Below are 15,546 nucleotides of genomic sequence, written 5' to 3'. Positions count from 1 at the left end.
TCCCCGCACGCCCGCCCTTGTGTTGAGGGATGGTGGAGGTGAGCGACGCGAGAGGTCGCGGAGACGGTTGAGCGCGGTAGAACAAGGGGAGTCGGCACGGGGGACGGCGTGCCGCGCGAAAAGGGCGAAGGCGGTGCGTGGGATGACTGCAGCCGGATCTCCCGTGGCCCGGGGCGACGAGCCGGTGCCGGGTCACGAGCCGGTGCGCCCTTCCGCGCCCGGTGAGGCGCCGACGCCCGCGGCGCCGCCGGGTGACGCGCCGGCGCCGGTGTCCGCGCCGGGCCAGGAGCCGGCGCCGGTATCCGCGCCGGACCACGAGCCGCCGTCCGTATCCGCGCCGGACCACGAGCCGCCGTCCGTATCCGCGCCGGACCACGAGCCGCCGTCCGTATCCGCGCCGGGCCACGAGCCGCCGTCCGTATCCGCGCCGGGCCAGGAGCCAGCACCGGGCTCCGCGCCGCGCGGCGAGCCGGTGCGCGGGCCCGTGCGCCCCAGCGGGCTGCTCGATGTGCTGGGCGTGGCCTCCGTCGTCCTGGACACCGAGGGCAGGATCGTGCTGTGGAGCCCCCAGGCCGAAGAGCTCTTCGGCTACCCCGCGCGGGAGGCGCTGGGCCGGTCCGCCGTCAAGCTGATGATCCACGAACAGCACTTCGACCTGGTGGTCAAGCTGTTCGCCGATGTCATGGAGACCGGGGAGAGCTGGGCCGGGGCCTTTCCCATCCGGCACAAGGACGGCAGCACCCGGCTGGTGGAGTTCCGCAACCAGCGACTGCTGGACGACCGGGGCGATGTCTACGCGCTCGGTCTGGCCGCCGACCAGTCGACGGTGCGCCGGCTGGAGCGGGACGTCGCGCTCTCCACACGAATGGTGTCGCAGTCACCGATCGGGCTGGGCGTCCTGGACACCGGTCTGCGGTACGTCTCCGTCAACCCGGCGCTGGAGCGGATCAACGGCGTACCCGCCTCGGAGCATCTGGGCCGTACCATCCCCGAGATCCTGCCGGACGTCGACGCTTCCGCGCTGGAGTCCGCGGTGCGGCGAGTGCTGGAGTCCGGGGTGCCGCTGGTCGACCAGTCCACCGTGGGACGCACCCCGGCCGATCCGGACGAGGACCATGCCTGGTCGGTGTCCATGTACCGGCTGGAGGACGCCCTGGGGACCGTACTGGGGGTGGCCTGCTCGGTCGTGGACGTCACCGAGCAGCACCGGGCCCAGGTCGAGGCCGAGGCCGCGCGCCGGCGCCTCGCCGTCATCGCCGACGCCTCCACCCGTATCGGCACGACCCTCGAACTGGACCGTACGGCGCATGAACTCGCCGACGTCGCCGTCCCGGAGCTCGCCGACATCGCCGCCGTCGATCTGCTGGACGCGGTGGTGGAAGGCAGACGCAGCAGCCTCGGTCCGGCGGAGTCCGCCGTGATCCGCGCCCTCGCGGTCCAGGCGGCGCGGCCGTCGGAGGCCCTCGACGCCGCCGATCCACCCGGGCAGATCGCCCGGTACGCGCCCGACCGGCTGGTCACCCAGTGCGTGCGCACCGGCGAGGCGGTGATGGTGCCCGAGGTCGAGCCCGCGGACCTGCCCCGGATCGCCCGCTCCCCCGAGGCGGCCGAGCGGCTGGCCCGCGCGGGGGTGCACTCGTATCTGGCCGTGCCGCTCATCGCGCGCGGCGAGGTGCTGGGCGCCCTCGACCTGAAGCGGATCGACAACCCCCTGCCCTTCGGCGACGACGACCTGCTGCTGGCAAGGGAGTTGGCGGCCCGCGCGGCGGTGCAGATCGACAACGCCCGCTGGTACCAGAACGCCCGCGACACCGCCCTGACCCTCCAGCGCAGTCTGCTGCCCAGCCATCCGCCGATGACGGGCGGCCTGGAGGTCGCCTCCCGCTACCAGCCCGCGGGCGCGACAGCGGAGGTCGGCGGCGACTGGTTCGACGTGATCCCCCTGGACGGCGGCAAGACCGCGCTGGTCGTCGGCGACGTCATGGGCAGCGGGGTCAACGCCGCCGCGACCATGGGCCGGCTGCGCACCGCGAGCAACACCCTGGCCTCCCTCGACCTCGATCCGGCCCGGCTGCTGGAGCACCTGGACAGGACCACCGAGGGCCTGGACCACTCCATCGCCACCTGTGTGTACGCCGTCCACGACCCGCATCTGCGGCAGTGCAGGATCGCCAACGCCGGGCACCTCCCGCCGGTCCGCGTCCGCGACGGACACGCCCCCGAGCTCCTCGAACTCCCCACCGGGGCACCGCTCGGCGTGGGCGGAGTGGAATTCTCGACGACCACCGTGGCGCTGGAGCCGGGAGACCGGCTGGTGTTCTACACCGACGGCCTCGTCGAAACCCGCCAACACCCCCTCGACGAACGCCTCGACGCCCTCCTCCACCTCCTCGACGGACCCGACCGCCCTCTGGAGGAGGTCTGCGACCTCCTGCTGCGCACGCTGCACCAGCCGGACAACTCCGACGACGTCGCTCTGCTCATCGCCCGTGCCGTGACGCCTGATTAGCTTCACTCCGTTACCGGCTTCTTACCGCCCCCAGCCCAGAATCACAGCGAGGCGTGGCACCGGACGGCCGGGCCGCCGTGGCCGAGGGAGCGAGCCATGAACACATGTGCCGGACACACCTGAGGTCCTCACCAACGGGCCGGAACCGGACCGCCCGCGCGGCCTGTGGCGACGGCGGTCCGCCCGCGTGCGCACCCTCACCGCGGCGACCACGATCGCCGTCCTCGCCCTCGGCGGCACCGTCGCCTACGCCGCCGCCTCGGGCAACGGAGACGGCTCTACGACGCCCTCCGCGTCGGCGTCGTCGGACGCACCGGGCCGTCCCGGTGAACGGCACCACCGTGGCCCGTTGTTCGGCATGGGCGGTGGCGCCGTCACTGGTGAGGCCACCGTCAAGGAGGGCGACAGCGACGCTTGGATCGTGCGCGTCTGGCAGCGCGGCACCGTCGAGGGGGTGGACGGCGAGCGGGTCACCGTCCGCAGCGAGGACGGCGCCGAGTGGACCTGGACGGTCGACTCGGACGCCACGGTCCACAAGGAGGGCGACTCCGGCGGCCGGAAGGACGGGGACGATGTGTATCCGGCCGGCACCCGGTCCGACGACGGCGAGCGCACGGCCGACCATGTCCTCGCGGGCACGTGGGAGAAACGCGACCCCGGCGACCGGCGCGACAAGCTGCCCTGGCACGACGACGAGGACGGCCCGAAGCCCGCCCCGCCCTGGAACGACGCGGCCGCCTGACGCTACGGCACCGTGCCCACCACCACGTGGGCGTACCGCTCCTCGCACTTGGCCAGACGGGGCGTCAGCCCGCCCCGGGTGAAGGCCGCGGCGGCGGCCGCTGTCTGGCGCTCGCTCGTCTCGACGAGCAGGCATCCGCCGGGCGCCAGCCATCGCGCCGCCTCGCGCGCGACCCGGCGCAGCAGGTCCAGGCCGTCCGTGCCGCCGTCGAGGGCGGTCAGCGGTTCGTGGTCGCGGGCCTCGGCGGGCAGGAGGGGGACCTCGTCGGTGGGCACGTAGGGGACGTTCGCGGCGAGGATGTCGATACGGCCGCGCAGGGCCGCGGGCAGCGCCCGGAACAGGTCACCGGCGTGGACCTGGCCGCCGTACGCGGCGACGTTACGGCGGGCGCAGCGCACCGCGGCCGGGTCGATGTCGGCGGCGTGCAGTTCGACCGTGCCCAGCGCCGATGCCAGGGCCGCGCCGACGGCTCCCGAGCCGCAGCACAGGTCCACCACCACGGAGGCGTCCGGGACTTGGGCGAGGGCCTGCTCGACCAGGAACTCGGTACGGCGCCGGGGCACGAAGACGCCGGGTTCGACGATGATGTGCAGTCCGTGGAACTCGGCCCAGCCGAGCACGAGTTCAAGGGGGTGACCGGCCGCGCGCCGGTCCACCATGGCGGCGAGCTCGGCCGGGGAAGCGGCGGCGGTCAGCAGCAACCGCGCCTCGTCCTCGGCGAAGACACAGCCCGCGGCACGCAGCGCCGCGACGACGCCGTCAGATGAGAAGGAGAGGGAAGACAAAGGGGGCCTTTCGGGATCCGAAGGGCGCTCCCGCGGTCACCGACGACCGGCGACCGCGCCGACACGCGAGGAGAGCACCCGACCTGGCACAGCGGTAATGGGTCTCGCCTCCTCGGTTCGGCACGTCCGGGACGATCCGCGGACGGCCGTCAGCCTACCCAGTGATCACTGCCGATGTCTGCCGAGTTGTACTCTGCAACCATGAGTGCGAGGGGCGTTTCGGACCCAGCCGTGGAGACCATCCAGCGCGAGATGACGGCCTTCGCCCGCCGGGCCCGTGCCTCGGCGGGGCGGATGCACCCGGAGCTGTCGCTGGTGTCGTACACCCTGCTCGGGCATCTGGAGGAGAGCGGGGGCTGCCGGGCCACCGATCTCGCGGCCCACTACGCCCTGGACAAGTCCACCGTGAGCCGCCAGGTGGCCGTCCTGGAGCGCGACGAGCTGATCGGGCGGAGCCTCGACCCGGATGACCACCGGGTGCAGGTGCTGCACCTGACGGACGCCGGGCGGCGGCTGCTCGCCCACGTCACCGAGCGGCGGCGGGAGGTCGTACGGGAGCGGCTGGCCGACTGGTCGCAGGAGGATCTGGAGCGGTTCGCCGGGTATCTGGTGCGCTACAACGCCGGTTAGGCGGCCGGCTCCAGAAGGTCGTCCGGGATCCGGGTGCCGAGGAAGACGGTGGTGCGGCGCTCGCGGAAGCCGAGGGACTCGTACAGCCGGATCGCGCCCGTGTTGGTGGCGCCCGTGTGCAGGAAGGGCCGCTCGCCGCGCTGCTGGATGCCGTGGGCGACGGCGAGCACCAGCCGTCCGGCCAGGCCCTGGCCGCGCACGGCGGGGTCGGTGCAGACCGCGCTGATCTCCGTCCAGCCCGGCGGGCGCAGCCGCTCCCCCGCCATGGCGACGAGGGCACCGTCACGGCGTATGCCCAGGTAGGTGCCGAGTTCGAGGGTGCGGGCCAGGAACGGTCCCGGTCGGGTGCGGGCGACCAGGTCGAGCATCTCGGGTATGTCGTCCGGGCCGAGGCGGACCGCCTCCGGGTCCGGTGCGCCGGCCACGTCCTCGCCGACGAGCTGCACACCCTCGGCGCGGAAGACGGTCTCCCAGCCCTGGGGCGTCGGGCCCCGGAAGCCGATCAGCAGGGCTTCGTTGCCGGGGCCGGCGAGAGCGGCGACGTCCGCCCAGTCGGCGGCCTCCGGCTCGTCGGGCAGGGCCACCCAGGGCGACACCTCGACGGGGTAGCGCAGCACCCGTCCGCGGCGCTCGGCGAAGCGGGCGTGTGGGCCGGTCAGCGCGGCCAGGGCCGGATTGTCGAGGACCCGGTCGTACGCCTTGGACATCTGCTCCCTCTCTCTTCTCCACCGACACAGAAGCCAAGCAAGATCGACCGACGGCTATTCCCGCACATGCCGGCCAGTACGGTTGAATGTGCAACGTACTGATCACGGCCGTCGCGCACGGCGGTCTGGAGGCACCACCCGCAATGAACGTCACCCGAGGCTTCACCGGACGCCCACGCGTCCAGAACCCCGGCCTGCCACCGGGCCAGTACGACGCGGGCGACGACTGGCCCGTCCTGTCCGCCGAGGTCACTCCGGACCTCACGCCCGGGGAGTGGACGTTCCGCGTCGACGGCCTCGTCGAGGAGCCCCGCACCTGGACCTGGGACGAGGCGCACGCGCTGCCCCCGTCGCGGTACGAGGGTGACATCCACTGCGTGACGAGCTGGTCGAAGTTCGGGGTGCGGTTCGGGGGCGTATCGCTGGACGCCTTCCTTGATGTGGTCCGGCCCCATGACTCCGCCACTCACGCCGTGGCCTATTCCCACACCGGGTACACCACGAACCTCCCGCTCGCGGACCTCACCGGCGGGCGGGCCTGGATCGCCTGGGAGTACGACGGGCAGCCGCTCGCCCCCGAGCACGGTGGCCCGGCGCGGCTGCTGGTGCCGCATCTGTACTTCTGGAAGAGCGCCAAGTGGATCGCGGGCATCCGGCTCCTCGACCACGACGAGCCGGGTTTCTGGGAGCAGAACGGCTACCACGAGCGCGGCAACCCCTGGGAGGAGCAGCGGTATGCCGGTGACTGAGACGTTCACTCCCCCGACCCGCTTCGCCGTGCCCGGACGTATCGCGGTGAACAACCGGACCGCGACGATGTGGCAGGCCGCCACCCTCACCGAGATCCGGCGCGAGACGCCGCACGCGGCCACCGTCCGGCTCGCGGTGCCCGCCTGGGCGGGGCATCTGCCGGGCCAGCACCTGATGCTGCGGCTGACCGCCGGGGACGGCTACGCGGCCCAGCGCCACTACTCGATCGCGTCCGCCCCCGACGACTCGGGGCACATCGAGCTGACCCTGGACCATGTCGAGGGCGGCGAGGTCTCCGGGTGGTTCCACACCGTGGCCCGGCCAGGCGACCGGGTGGAGGTACGCGGGCCGCTGAGCGGCTTCTTCGCCTGGCCGGGAGACCGGCCCGCCCTCCTGATCGGCGCCGGATCCGGGGTCGTACCGCTGATGTCGATGGTCCGCCACCACCGGGCGCGCGGCCTCGACGTACCGCTGCGGTTGCTGGTCTCGGCGCGCAGCCCCCGGGAACTGATCTACGCGCGGGAGTACGGCCCGGAGACGACGCCCGTGTTCACGCGCAGCGCCCCGGAGGGCGTTCCGGTGGGACGTGTGTCGGCCGCACATGTGGCTCCGCTCCTGGCCGAGCAGCCGACCGGTGGGTGGGAGGCCTACGTGTGCGGCTCCAACGGGTTCGCCGAGCACGCCTCGCGACTGCTCGTCGAGGCCGGGCAGCCGGTGGACCGGATCCGCATCGAGCGCTTCGGCTGACTTCCGACGGCGTCAGCGGGTACCCGGCGGGCGTGAGGACCCGAATACCCGGCTGGCGCCGGCGGAACAATCCGCTACGGCGCCGGTCGGACGTCGTGGAGGCCTGGACGGTACTGGTGGTGGCCGTCCTGCTGTTGCTGGCCGCGCCGCTGGCCGGTGCGGCGGCGGGCTGGTGGGCCCATGAGGACGCCCGGGCCACTGCGGCGGCCCAGCGCGCCGACCGCCACCGGGTGCGCGCGGAGGTCACCGGCTGGGGCCGGACCGCACCGCCCCCGGTGCAGGGCGTCGAGCGCAATCAGCGCGCGACCGTGCGCTGGACTGACCCGGACGGCAGCCCACGCACCGGCACGGCCCCGGTCCCGGCCCGCACCCAGCGCGGTGACCGGGTCGACGTATGGCTCGACTCCGCCGGCCGCATCGTGTCCCCGCCGCCCAGCGAGGCCACGATCTGGCAGCACACCGTGACGATCGGCGCCTGCGCGACGGCCGGCGCGGCGGGCCTGATCCTCCTCGGCCACGCCCTGGTCCGGCATATCGCCACCGCTCACCGGCTCGCCGAGTGGGAGCGGGAGTGGGCGCGCACCGAGCCTCAGTGGAGCCGACGGCAGGCCTGATTCAGCCGACGTCCTGCAGCCGCCGCGCGATCCGCCCGTGATGCCGCAGCGCCTCCGCAAGCCCCGGCAACACCGGCTCGCCCCGCTCCACCAGCACCCGCCCCCCGACCACCGTCATCCACGCGCGGGCGGGCCCACACCGCAGCCACGCCTCCACCGGATCGGTCAGCGCGCCCGCGAGGGCGACCTCGTGGAGGTCCCAGACGACCAGGTCGGCGCAGGCGCCGGGGCGCAGGTGGCCGAGTTCGTCGGCGCGGCCCAGGCAGCGGGCCGAGCCTCGGGTGGCGATGTCGAGGGCGTCGCGTGCGGTCATGGCGCCCGGCCCGCCCCGGTAGCGGCCGAGCAGCAGCGCCCCGCGGGTCTCCAGCCACAGCGAGGCGTGGTCGGTGGAGGCGGAGCCGTCGCAGCCGAGGCCGACGGGCAGGCCCAGCTCGCGCATCTCGCGCACGCGCGCGGTGCCGCCGCCGATCAGCATGTTGGAGCTCGGACAGTGCGCCACGCCGACGCCCGCCGCGGCCAGGCGGCGCAGCTCGGCGTCGTTCGGGTGGATGCAGTGCGCGACCCAGCTGCGGTCGGTCATCCAGCCCGTGTCCTCGAAGTACTCCACGGGCCGGCAGCCGTAGGTCTCCCGGCAGTACGTGTCCTCGTCACGGTCCTCGGCGAGGTGGGTGTGCAGCCGTACGTCATGGCGCTCGGCGAGTTCCGCGGTGGCGATCATCAGCTCGCGGGTCACCGAGAACGGTGAACAGGGGGCGAGCGCGACCCGGACGAGGGCGCCAGGTTCGGGGTCGTGGTGGGCCCTGATCAGCCGCTCGCTGTCGGCGAGCACCTCGTCCTCGGTCTGGGTGACGCTCCTCGGCGGCAGTCCGCCGTCCTCGACGGAGCGGGTCATCGAGCCGCGGGTGGCGTGGAAGCGGAAGCCGATGTCTCGGGCGGCGCGGATCTCGGCGTCGACGAGGAGCGGCTGGGGATGGACGTAGAGATGGTCCGACGACGTCGTGCAGCCGCCCATCAGCAGCTCGGCCATGCCGACGTACGCCGAGACGTAGACCGCTTCCTCGTCGAGCCCGGCCCAGAGCGGGTAGAGCGTGGTCAGCCAGTCGAAGAGGGAGCCGTTGACCGCGGGCCCGTAGGAGCGGGTGAGGTTCTGGTAGATGTGGTGATGTGTGTTCACCAGGCCCGGGGTGACGAGCCGTCCGGCGGCGGAGACGGTGCGCTGGGCTTCGGGTTCACCGCCCGCCGGGCCGACGGCGGTGACCCGACCACCGGAGACGGCCACCCAGCCGCCCGCGATCTCCCGCCCGTCGTCCACGACCAGCAGTTCGGCATCCCTGACCAGCAATTCCGCGGTCCCGACCGGGCCGTGGGCGGCAGACGTCATGGCGTCATCGTAGGGCCTGGGCCGGGGCAATGACCTGGCGAAAGATCCGATCACTGTCGTACCGTGTGATCATCCGCACGCCCTCCTCACAAAGGCGGTCATCCATGGCCCTGTTCGACCTTCCGCTCGACGAACTGCGCGAGTACCGCAGCGACTCCGTCGCGCCCGAGGACTTCGACTCCTTCTGGTCCAAGACGCTCCTGGAGGCCCGCGAGCACGATCTGGACGCCCGCTTCGAGCCGGTCGACACGGGACTGTCCACGGTGACGGTGTACGACGTGACGTTCGCCGGGTTCGGCGGCCACCCGGTGAAGGGCTGGCTGACGCTGCCCGCGACGGCCGAGGAACCGGTGCCGCTGGTGGTGGAGTTCATCGGGTACGGCGGCGGGCGCGGGCTGCCGCACGAGCATCTGCTGTGGGCGTCCACGGGCCGGGCGCACTTCGTGATGGACACCCGCGGCCAGGGCAGCGCCTGGGGCGGGGGCGGCGGCACCGCGGACCCGGTGGGCGGAGCACCCGCGTTCCCCGGCTTCATGACGCGCGGGATCGACGCGCCCGAGAACTACTACTACCGGCGGGTGTTCACGGACGCCGTGCGGGCGGTGGAGGCGGCCCGTTCGCATCCGTTGACCGACGCCTCGCGGACGGTGGCGATCGGCAGCAGCCAGGGTGGCGGGATCACGATCGCGGTGGGCGGGCTGGTGCCGGATCTGACGGCGGTCGCCCCGGACGTGCCGTTCCTGTGCGACTACCCGCGTGCGGTGACGATGACGGACCGTCACCCGTACCGCGAGGTCGCCCTCTACCTCAAGACGCACCGCGGCCGCAGCGAGGACGTGCTGCGCACCCTCTCCTACTTCGACGGCGTCCACTTCGCGGCCCGCGGCCGGGCCCCGGCCCTGTTCTCGGCCGCCCTGGAGGACCAGACCTGCCCGCCCTCGACGGTCTTCGCGGCCTTCAACTCCTGGGCGCACGACGACAAGACGATCGAGGTGTACGAGTTCAACGACCACGAGGGCGGCGGGCCGTACCACGACGCGGCGAAGCTGCGGTGGCTGCGCTCGTACGTCTGAGGAAAGGCTGCGGGCCACTGGCAGCCGACGGCGTTCTTCAACTGCACACGGCGCGGGCTGGTTTCGGCCGAACCAGCCGTACACCCTTCCCTGCTGGTTTAGACCAATGCTAGATCTGGTGGCGCAATGAGCCCGCACGGCTACGGCACGTCACCAACAGGAGGGCGCGGCATGGCCCGCACCACCCCGCACGACCACCCGCTTTACTGGCGCATCGCCACGCAGCTCCTGGACGAGCTGCGCGACGGCACCATCCCGCCCGGCGAACGGCTGCCGGGCGAGCGGCACTTGGCGCGGCACTTCGGGGTCAGCAGGGAGACCGTACGGCAGGCGCTGGAGGTACTGCGGCACGACGGCCTGGTCGCCACCGACCGGCGCGGCAGCCACGCCACGCTGGCGGGGCTGCCGGTCGAGAACCCCGCGGCGCTCACCTTCCCGGTCGGCGCCCGGGCGGCCGATCCGGGCGCCGTCGACCGCGCGACGGTGACCTGGGAGACTCCCCCGCCGGGCCACGCCGAGGCCCTGGGCCTGGCCCCGCACCGCCGAACCCTCGTGCACCGCTACGAGTCCGCCGGCGCCGACGGACGCGGCCGACGGACGGCGGTGACGTCGTTCTCCGCCGTGGCGCTGGCCGAGGTCGAGGAACTGGCCCGCTACCGGGACCGCGCCGACGGCTCCACCTCGGCCCAACTCCGCCGCGCCTACGACTGGATGCGCAAGGCGGGCCTGACCCTGCATCACCGGGACTCCATCACGCCGCTCGCGGGCGCGCCGTCGGTACGGGTCACGCGACGCGTGCACGACCAGTACGCCCGCCCGTTGGAGATCACCGAGCTCGTGGTGGATGCCCGACAGGACGCGCTGGTCTACGAGTTCACCCTTCCGGCGGCCGTCTGACGGCGCCCGGATCACGCCGCCGCGTAGTCGCCAAGTGAGGGCTCCAGCAGACCGAAGGCCCTCTCTGCCTCTGCGATGACAGCTGCGGAGATCCGGTCGTCGCCCTGACCGGCGAGGGTGAGGTCCTGGATGCGCTGGAACAGGATGCGGTGCACGGCGCCGAGCAGGGCGGCGGCCGCGCGGGGGGTGATGTCGTCGCGGGTCGCGCCGGTGGCCTCGGCCAGCGCGTCGGCCAGGGCCGCCTCGCGCAGGTCGTGCAGGTCGCGCGACATCGCCGCCTCGCAGGAGTTCTTCACCACCCACCTCGGCTACACCGAACAGGCCGCCGCCGACGGCTTTGCCTCGCTGACCCGTCAGGACGCGGCCGTTGACCTCGTCCTGCTCGCCCGCGGCACCGAGATACTGCCGCCCGACCAGCGCGACCAGCGTGCCTCCGGGCTGATCCTCGCCTTCACCACCACCGGGATCCAGGACGAGGAGAAGCGCCTGCAGGACGCCGGCGTGGAGATCACCATGCCGCTGCGCGAGGAGCCCTGGGGCGAGCGTGTCTTCCAGATCACCGACCCCAACGGCTTGATCGTCCAGTTCGTCGAGTGGGCGGCACCGGCCGGCTCCTGATCACTCGTCAGGCCCGCCGCGCGACGACCATCCGGACCCGTGGACTCCCGTCACGCCGTCGCCCGAAGTCGGGAAGGGGCTCCAGCGCCACGGAGAATCCGGCGCGCTCCAGCTCCGGGCACACCTCACCCAGCCGGAACGCCCGGTAGTACATGACGAACGGCGGGCGCCACACGGCGTTGCGCACCCGCATCACCGCGTCGAAGCCCAGCAGCATCCAGTACGCCCACGATCCCGGCCGCGGCGGGGCGACGACCGGGAAGACGAACGCCCCGCCGGGCCGCAGGACGGAGTGCACCTGGGCGAACAGCCCCGGCAGTTCGCGCGGCAGGAAGTGCCCGAACGCCCCGAAGCTCACCGCGAGGTCGAAGGCAGGCGTGAAGGGGAGAGCGCGGGCGTCGGCGCGGACGTACGTCACCGGCGGCTCGGCCGATCGTGTGCGCTCGCGCGCGACCGCCAGCATGCCCGCGCTGAAGTCGACCCCGGTAACCCGGTGTCGGCACACGCGCGTGAGCACCTCGATCCCGGCGCCCGTGCCGCAGCACAGGTCGAGCCCCGCGTCGAAAGGCCCCATGCGCTCCAGCGCCTCGGCGACGGCGTCGAGCACCGAGTCCGGGGTGCGGAAGGGGGTGTGGTCGAACTTCGGCGCGAGCAGGTCGTAGCCGCGCTCGACGGACGAGAGCGCCTGGACGGCGAGTTCGCGCAGGGTGGGGCCTTCGGGGCTGAACATCGGCGTCAGCTTAGGGGAGCTCGCTGCCTGAGGACCGTGAGAACGCGTTCGCACCAGCGCCGGTTCTCCTCCTCGTAGGCGATGCCGGCCAGGAGCGTGAGGTACGGGCCGACCCGGTCCGCCTCGCGCAGGTAGTCCTCCTCCGTGCGTCCGGCCAGGAGCCGGTCGCGGACCCGCTCGTAGCGGGCGAGCTTGCCGAGCGCCCAGGACAGCCGCTCCTCGATCAGCGCGATCGTCGGGCCGGGGTCCGAGTCGTCCATGGCCTGGATCTTGATCATCAGTTCGTCGCGCATCGCCGCCGGACGGCGCACCGGCTCGGCGGCGAAGGAGCCCAGTTCCTCCCGGCCCGCCTCGGTCAGCGTGAACATCCGCTTGTTGGGCCGGCGTTCCTGCTGCACCAGCCGGGCCTCGATCAGACCGTCCTGCGTCAGACGCTCCAGCTCCCGGTAGAGCTGCTGCGGCGTCGAGGCCCAGAAGTTCGCGAACGACACGTCGAACACCTTGGACAGCTCGTATCCCGACGCCTCCCCCTCCAGGAGGGCGGCCAGGACGGCGTACTTCAGCGACATATGGACACGCTAGCAGGAGGTGACTAATCTCTTCCGCACCTACTCAACAAATTGACTATGGAGCTGCGATGCAGGCGTTCCGCGAGGCGATCGAGGCATGGGACCTCGAGGCCGCCGAGGCTCTGCTGGCGGAGGATGTCGTCTTCACCAGCCCGGTGGTGTTCAAGCCGTACCCCGGCAAGGCGATCACGGCGGCGATCCTGCGCGGGGTGGCGCGGGTCTTCGAGGACTTCCGCTACGTCCGGGAGATCAACGACGTGAACGGCCGGGACCACGCGCTGGTCTTCACCGCGCGGGTGGGCGACCGCGAGATCCAGGGCTGCGACTTCCTGCACCTCAACGAGGACGGTCTGATCGACGAGTTCACGGTGATGGTCCGGCCGCTGTCCGCGGCGCAGGCGCTGGCCGCCGCGATGGGCGCGCAGTTCGAGCAGATCGCCAAGGAGGCGGAGGCGCGATCCGCCTGAGTCCCCGCCGGTCCGCGTCCGTTCGCGGTTGGATGTCCTCATGAGCACCGACGAGCACGCACGGCTGATGCGGGCCAACCAGGCGAACTGGGACGCCCGCACCCCCGTCCACCTCGCCAGCCGCTTCTACGGACTCGACCAGGACCTCGACCCCGCCCGCTGGTTCGCCTCCTTCGAGTGGACGGACCTCGGCGACCTGGCCGGCCGTGAGGTGCTCCACCTCCAGTGCCATCTCGGCACCGAGACGATCGCCCTCGCCCGGCGCGGGGCCCGGGCGGTCGGCCTCGACTTCTCCGCCGCCTCCGTCGCCGCGGCCCGCGACCTCGCCGCCGAGGCGGGCGCCGACATCAGCTACGTACAGGCGAATGTGTACGACGCCGTGGAGGCGCTCGGCCGGGAGCGGTTCGACGTCGTGTACACCGGCAAGGGCGCCCTGTGTTACCTGCCCGACCTGGACCGGTGGGCGGGTGTCGTGGCCGAACTGCTGCGCCCCGGCGGCCTGTTCTACCTCGTCGAGTTCCATCCGCTGCTCAACTGCCTCGGCCCCAAGCCCGCCCCGGGTGAGGGGCCCGAGTTGCTGCTCCGGCACGACTACCTGGGCGGCGGCGCTGCCGTGCACCGGGACGCGACGCACACCTACACGGACGGCCCCGCCGTCGAGGGGGCCACGGACAGCTTTGAGTGGATGCACGGAATAGGAGAGGTCGTCACCGCGTTGACGCGGGCCGGACTGAGCATCCGGCGGCTGCGCGAGAGCGATGAGCTGCCGTGGCCGCGCTGGCCGCAGATGGTCCGCACGCCGTCCGGCTGGTGGCGGTTGACCGAGCCGCGCATTCCGCTCCTGTACGGAATCCTCGCCACACGCTGAACCCGCGTGGTACCGTCCCGTCAGCACTTGTGTACGCCCGGTTCTGGGCGCCGGTGCCAGTTCTCCTTCAGCCAGCCGGTCCTCACCGGCTTCCTCATCACCTTGTGACCAGCGGTTTCGCCGTACCCGAGGTGGTGTTCCCCGCCGCTCGAAGGCGCTCTGTCCGCCTCGATTTCCGCGGCTTCCCCTCCCTTCCGCATGTCCCATGCCATCCGTCCGTGAAAGGACCCACTCCCATGACCACCACACTCGAACCCCCAGCACAGAAGTCCACGTCCCAGACCGTCACCGGTGTGCTCGACATCGACGTGAACGGGAAGGGCTGCCTGCGCGGCGACAGCCTGCTGCCGTCGTCCTCCGACCTCCAGGTGTCCCCCGCCCTGATCCGCCGCCACGGCCTGCGCAAGGGCGACCTCGTCGAGGGCGTACGCGGCGGCCGGCGGGACCTCACCGAGGTTGCCCGCGTGGGCGGCCGGGCTCCCGACAGGAACCGCCGCCGCTTCGGTGACCTGACGCCGCTGCACCCCAGCGAGCGGCTCCGTCTCGAACACCCGGCGGCCGGGCTGACCGGACGCGTCGCCGACCTGATCGCACCCGTCGGCAAGGGCCAGCGCGGGCTGATCGTGGCCCCGCCCAAGACCGGCAAGACCGTCCTGCTCCAGCAGATCGCCGCCGCCGTCGCCGGCAACCACCCCGAGGCCCGCCTGATGGTGGTGCTGCTCGACGAACGCCCCGAGGAAGTCACCGACATGCGGCGCTCCGTACGCGGCGAGGTGTACGCCTCGACGTTCGACCGGGCGCCCAAGCAGCACATCGCGCTCGCCGAGCTCGTCATCGAACGGGCCAAGCGGCTCGTCGAGGCGGGCGAGGACGTCGTGATCCTGCTCGACTCCCTGACCCGCCTGTGCCGGGCGCACAACAACGCGGCCGCCGCCGGTGGCCGCACCCTCAGCGGCGGTGTGGACGCCTCCGCGCTCATCGGCCCCAAGCGCTTCTTCGGCGCCGCACGCGCGGCCGAGGAGGGCGGCTCGCTGACGATCCTCGCCACCGCACTGGTGGACACCGGCTCCCGCGCCGACGACTTCTACTTCGAGGAGCTCAAGAGCACCGGCAACATGGAGCTCCGCCTGAGCCGCGACCTGGCCTTCCGCCGGGTCTTCCCGGCCGTCGACATCAACCCCTCCGGCACTCGCCGCGAAGAACTGCTCCTGAACGCGGCCGAGTTGACCGCCGTGCGGGGGTTGCGTCGGGTCCTGCAGAACAAGGACGGTCTGGAGACCCTGCTGGAGCGGATGCGCGCGACGCCGGACAACGCGACGTTCCTGCGGCGGGTACAGCCGACGCTGCCGCAGGACGACGGCCCCGGCCGCGCCTGAGCGCACTGCGGCATCCGGGTGCTCGCGGGCGACGCTCCGTCCGGGCAGCGCGGTGTGTCGGCAAGCTCTTCCTACGTTGATCA

General features: G+C 72.6%; 18 protein-coding genes. 12 read left to right on the top strand and 6 right to left on the bottom strand.

The genetic code is table 11. From position 1 onward, the window contains the following. Positions 1 to 517 precede the first annotated feature (517 nt). On the top strand, positions 518 to 2,509 hold the full coding sequence (locus RMT89_RS29700; RefSeq protein WP_315886874.1) for a SpoIIE family protein phosphatase: 1,992 nt from the start codon (positions 518 to 520) through the stop codon (positions 2,507 to 2,509). Between the two features lie 106 nt (positions 2,510 to 2,615). Continuing rightward, complete coding sequence (locus tag RMT89_RS29695) at positions 2,616 to 3,251, top strand: hypothetical protein (RefSeq protein ID WP_315886854.1); 636 nt, start codon at positions 2,616 to 2,618, stop codon at positions 3,249 to 3,251. A 2-nt stretch (positions 3,252 to 3,253) separates the two neighbouring features. On the opposite strand, the gene RMT89_RS29690 is transcribed toward RMT89_RS29695, so the two are convergent. Further along, positions 3,254 to 4,036 (bottom strand): putative protein N(5)-glutamine methyltransferase, encoded by a 783-nt coding sequence (locus RMT89_RS29690; protein ID WP_315886853.1) that lies wholly within the window; start codon positions 4,034 to 4,036, stop codon positions 3,254 to 3,256. A 201-nt stretch (positions 4,037 to 4,237) separates the two neighbouring features. Here RMT89_RS29690 and RMT89_RS29685 point away from each other — a divergent pair, with 201 nt between their 5' ends. After that, positions 4,238 to 4,666: a MarR family winged helix-turn-helix transcriptional regulator gene (locus RMT89_RS29685; protein ID WP_315886852.1), complete on the top strand. Its 429-nt coding sequence runs from the start codon at positions 4,238 to 4,240 to the stop codon at positions 4,664 to 4,666. On the opposite strand, the gene RMT89_RS29680 is transcribed toward RMT89_RS29685, so the two are convergent. Beyond that, positions 4,663 to 5,373, bottom strand: a complete 711-nt coding sequence (locus RMT89_RS29680) for a GNAT family N-acetyltransferase (RefSeq protein ID WP_315886851.1) — start codon at positions 5,371 to 5,373, stop codon at positions 4,663 to 4,665. The two genes, RMT89_RS29685 and RMT89_RS29680, sit on opposite strands and share 4 nt — an antisense overlap. Positions 5,374 to 5,516: 143 nt before the next feature. Here RMT89_RS29680 and RMT89_RS29675 point away from each other — a divergent pair, with 143 nt between their 5' ends. Genes RMT89_RS29675 through RMT89_RS29665 form a run of 3 tightly spaced genes read left to right on the top strand, consistent with a single transcriptional unit; the run spans position 5,517 to position 7,484 of the window. Then, positions 5,517 to 6,122: a sulfite oxidase-like oxidoreductase gene (locus RMT89_RS29675; protein WP_315886873.1), complete on the top strand. Its 606-nt coding sequence runs from the start codon at positions 5,517 to 5,519 to the stop codon at positions 6,120 to 6,122. Next, the gene (locus RMT89_RS29670) at positions 6,115 to 6,870 is read left to right on the top strand and encodes a ferredoxin reductase (protein ID WP_315886872.1); all 756 of its coding nucleotides are present in this window, start codon (positions 6,115 to 6,117) and stop codon (positions 6,868 to 6,870) included. Before RMT89_RS29675 ends, RMT89_RS29670 begins: the two co-directional genes overlap by 8 nt. Before the next feature lie 32 nt (positions 6,871 to 6,902). Continuing rightward, positions 6,903 to 7,484, top strand: coding sequence for a hypothetical protein (locus tag RMT89_RS29665; protein WP_315886850.1), 582 nt, complete (start codon positions 6,903 to 6,905; stop codon positions 7,482 to 7,484). Position 7,485: 1 nt separating this feature from the next. Here RMT89_RS29665 and RMT89_RS29660 read toward each other — a convergent pair whose 3' ends face one another. Continuing rightward, positions 7,486 to 8,865 (bottom strand): 8-oxoguanine deaminase, encoded by a 1,380-nt coding sequence (locus tag RMT89_RS29660; RefSeq protein WP_315886849.1) that lies wholly within the window; start codon positions 8,863 to 8,865, stop codon positions 7,486 to 7,488. 104 nt (positions 8,866 to 8,969) lie between these two features. Between RMT89_RS29660 and RMT89_RS29655 the strand changes: the two genes are divergently transcribed. After that, positions 8,970 to 9,938 carry an acetylxylan esterase gene (locus RMT89_RS29655; protein WP_315886848.1) on the top strand — a complete coding sequence of 323 codons (969 nt, stop codon included), beginning with the start codon at positions 8,970 to 8,972 and terminating at the stop codon, positions 9,936 to 9,938. A gap of 171 nt (positions 9,939 to 10,109) precedes the next feature. Continuing rightward, positions 10,110 to 10,835 carry a GntR family transcriptional regulator gene (locus RMT89_RS29650; RefSeq protein WP_315886847.1) on the top strand — a complete coding sequence of 242 codons (726 nt, stop codon included), beginning with the start codon at positions 10,110 to 10,112 and terminating at the stop codon, positions 10,833 to 10,835. 11 nt (positions 10,836 to 10,846) lie between these two features. Here the strand turns inward: RMT89_RS29650 and RMT89_RS29645 are convergent, their stop codons facing one another. Beyond that, positions 10,847 to 11,107: a hypothetical protein gene (locus tag RMT89_RS29645; protein ID WP_399498500.1), complete on the bottom strand. Its 261-nt coding sequence runs from the start codon at positions 11,105 to 11,107 to the stop codon at positions 10,847 to 10,849. Between RMT89_RS29645 and RMT89_RS29640 the strand changes: the two genes are divergently transcribed. Further along, the gene (locus tag RMT89_RS29640; protein WP_315886846.1) at positions 11,046 to 11,453 is read left to right on the top strand and encodes a VOC family protein; all 408 of its coding nucleotides are present in this window, start codon (positions 11,046 to 11,048) and stop codon (positions 11,451 to 11,453) included. The genes RMT89_RS29645 and RMT89_RS29640 overlap by 62 nt on opposite strands. Positions 11,454 to 11,460: 7 nt before the next feature. Here the strand turns inward: RMT89_RS29640 and RMT89_RS29635 are convergent, their stop codons facing one another. Then, positions 11,461 to 12,183 (bottom strand): class I SAM-dependent methyltransferase, encoded by a 723-nt coding sequence (locus tag RMT89_RS29635; RefSeq protein ID WP_315886845.1) that lies wholly within the window; start codon positions 12,181 to 12,183, stop codon positions 11,461 to 11,463. A 5-nt stretch (positions 12,184 to 12,188) separates the two neighbouring features. Next, positions 12,189 to 12,752, bottom strand: a complete 564-nt coding sequence (locus RMT89_RS29630) for a PadR family transcriptional regulator (protein ID WP_315886844.1) — start codon at positions 12,750 to 12,752, stop codon at positions 12,189 to 12,191. Positions 12,753 to 12,820: 68 nt separating this feature from the next. On the opposite strand from RMT89_RS29630, the gene RMT89_RS29625 reads away from it, so the two are divergent. The 3 genes from RMT89_RS29625 (at position 12,821) to rho (ending at position 15,463) form a co-directional block, all read left to right on the top strand. Further along, positions 12,821 to 13,219: a nuclear transport factor 2 family protein gene (locus tag RMT89_RS29625; protein WP_315886843.1), complete on the top strand. Its 399-nt coding sequence runs from the start codon at positions 12,821 to 12,823 to the stop codon at positions 13,217 to 13,219. A gap of 40 nt (positions 13,220 to 13,259) precedes the next feature. Beyond that, positions 13,260 to 14,087, top strand: a complete 828-nt coding sequence (locus RMT89_RS29620) for a class I SAM-dependent methyltransferase (RefSeq protein ID WP_315886842.1) — start codon at positions 13,260 to 13,262, stop codon at positions 14,085 to 14,087. Positions 14,088 to 14,323: 236 nt separating this feature from the next. Then, positions 14,324 to 15,463, top strand: a complete 1,140-nt coding sequence (gene rho / locus RMT89_RS29615; RefSeq protein ID WP_315886841.1) for a transcription termination factor Rho — start codon at positions 14,324 to 14,326, stop codon at positions 15,461 to 15,463. Positions 15,464 to 15,546 lie beyond the last annotated feature (83 nt).

The sequence above is a fragment of the Streptomyces sp. P17 genome, from assembly GCF_032436805.1.
Lineage (GTDB): Bacteria > Actinomycetota > Actinomycetes > Streptomycetales > Streptomycetaceae > Streptomyces.
Note: the sequence above shows the minus strand (reverse complement) of the source record. Positions and strands in the feature narration are given on the sequence as shown.